Here is a 2,142-nt window from a genome sequence, read left to right as displayed (position 1 = left end):
GCGTAAACCGCTTCCGCACCTTTGCTGATGCGTTCGCGCGCTTCAGCGCCGCTCATTCCGGGTCCGGAGACGCCGAAGGTGACGGGCTTATCGCGGTCTAGCGAGACCTCGGTCAGGGACTTCGCCGCCGCGTCGGCGATAACCTCGTCGTGGTTGGTGTCGCCGGTGACGATTGCGCCGACGACGGCGACAGCGTCGATGTCGTCACGGCGGGCGAGTCGGTCGGCCGCGAGCGGGGAGTCGTACGCGCCGGGGACGTGAATCGTCTCGACGACCTCTGCATCGCGTTCGGCGGCGGCGTCGTGTGCCGCCTCCTTCATCTGTTCTGTGACCGATGAGTTGAATCGGGCCACTACGAGTCCGAGAGAGACCATAGCCGACCCTTCCCGTGCCGGATAAAAGAACTACCGACACCCACCGAAATTACCCTTGTCGCCGACTTGCAAACATAACAGTTGTATTGTCGGCGCGGGGATGGGTGGACATGAGTACTGACAGTGGGACCGAAACGGTGACCCGGTCCCGTGCCCTCCTGGCACTCGTCGGCGCAGTTGTCGTCGCCCTCCTCGTCCGTCTCGTCTCGCTCGGCGGACGAATCTTCCACTGGGACGAGGGGCGCGTCGGCTACTGGATTCTCCGCTATCACGAGACTGGCGAATTTTCGTACCGTCCGATAATTCACGGCCCGTTCCTTCCCGTCGTCAACGACTACATCTTCGCGGTACTCCCGGCGTCGGACTTCAGCGCCCGCCTTCCAGTCGCCATCGTCGGCGGCCTACTCCCGCTTTCAGTGTGGCTCTTCCGCGAGCACCTTCGACGTGACGAGATGGTGGCGCTCGCGGTCTTCTTCGCCGCCAATCCGCTTCTCGTCTACTACTCCCGGTTCATGCGAAACGACGTGCTCGTGGCGACGTTCTCGGTTTTCGCCCTCGGGTTCGCCGTCCGCGCCTACGATACCGGCCGCCTCGCGTATCTCATCCCGGCAGGGGCCTCGTTCGCCACCGGCACGGCGGCGAAAGAGAACTACGTCGTCTACCTGCTTTGTTTCCTCGGAGCGGCGTTCCTCGTCTTCGACCATCGACTGCTCGCACGCACGTCAGCGGGAGATTCCGCCCGAGACATCCTCTTTTCCGAACTCCCTGCGAGTATCCGTGACCGCCTTCGCGCCCGCGGAGCGGGCAGTCTCGGATACGGCGTAATCCGGTTCGGCGCTGGTGTGCTCGGCGGTTTGCTCGCGTTCTTCCTCGTGTTCGTGTTCTTCTACGCGCCCCGTCCGGACCTCTGGAACGTGTTCGGAAACCAGGCGGCGCTCCCCGGGGTCATCGAAACCGGGACCGTTGGTGTAATCACCGAGATGGTGGATAGTTGGATTGGTGGCGGACACCAGTCGCACGACTATCTCCCGTACCTGAAGGACTTCCTCGAAACGTTCGTCTACGGCGCGCCGGTGCTCATCGTCTTCGCGCTCGTCGGCATCATCGTCGACCGCTACGGTGTCGTCGCGGGCCGAATCCGCTGGCTCGTCGCGTTCGCGACGTACTGGGGCGTTGTAAGTATCTTCGGCTACCCGCTCGCGACCGACATCCAAGCCCCGTGGGTGGTCGTCCACGCGGTCGTTCCGTTGGCGATTCCGGCCGCAGTCGGGGCCGCGTTCGTCTTCCGCTCCGGGACGAAGGCGCTCGAATCGCGCGACACCGTCGGACTCGGCCTCGCCGCCCTCGTCCTTGTCGCTTCCGTCGGCGGCATCGCGGCCGCGAACGTCGATTACTGGAACGCCTCGACCGGCGAAGATCAGGTCGTCCTCCAGTGGGCACAACCCGAAAACGACCTGAAGGGAACGCTCGACGACGTCGACCGCGTCGCCGCGACCAACGAGGGAACCGACGTGCTGCTGTACGGGACGCACCCGCCGAACAACGACGAGACGCACTTCTACGTTGCAAACGAGTCGCACCCGCTACGCGGGCCGTCGTGGCATAGCCGTCTCCCGCTGCCGTGGTACTTCGAGGCGGCCGACGTGGACCGAACGAGCAGCCCGCCGGACGAGGGCGTTTCAAACGCGAGTGTGAACGCACCGCCGGACGCCGCCGCCTACGAGTGGGACCGCGACGAACTCGAATCGGAACTCGACGGCTACGTCGT

General features: G+C 64.6%; 2 protein-coding genes. One reads left to right on the top strand and one right to left on the bottom strand.

All coding sequences use genetic code 11. From position 1 onward, the window contains the following. Nucleotides 1–374 (bottom strand): 6,7-dimethyl-8-ribityllumazine synthase (gene ribH, locus QT222_RS02030; RefSeq protein ID WP_491476146.1); only part of this gene is annotated, 374 nt, incomplete at its 3' end. A 110-nt stretch (nucleotides 375–484) separates the two neighbouring features. Here ribH and QT222_RS02025 point away from each other — a divergent pair. Beyond that, the coding region (locus tag QT222_RS02025; protein WP_491476145.1) for a flippase activity-associated protein Agl23 at nucleotides 485–2,142 on the top strand (1,658 nt) is incomplete at its 3' end.

Source organism: Haloferax sp. s1 (assembly GCF_058382125.1).
This window is presented reverse-complemented; position numbering and strand designations above follow the sequence as displayed.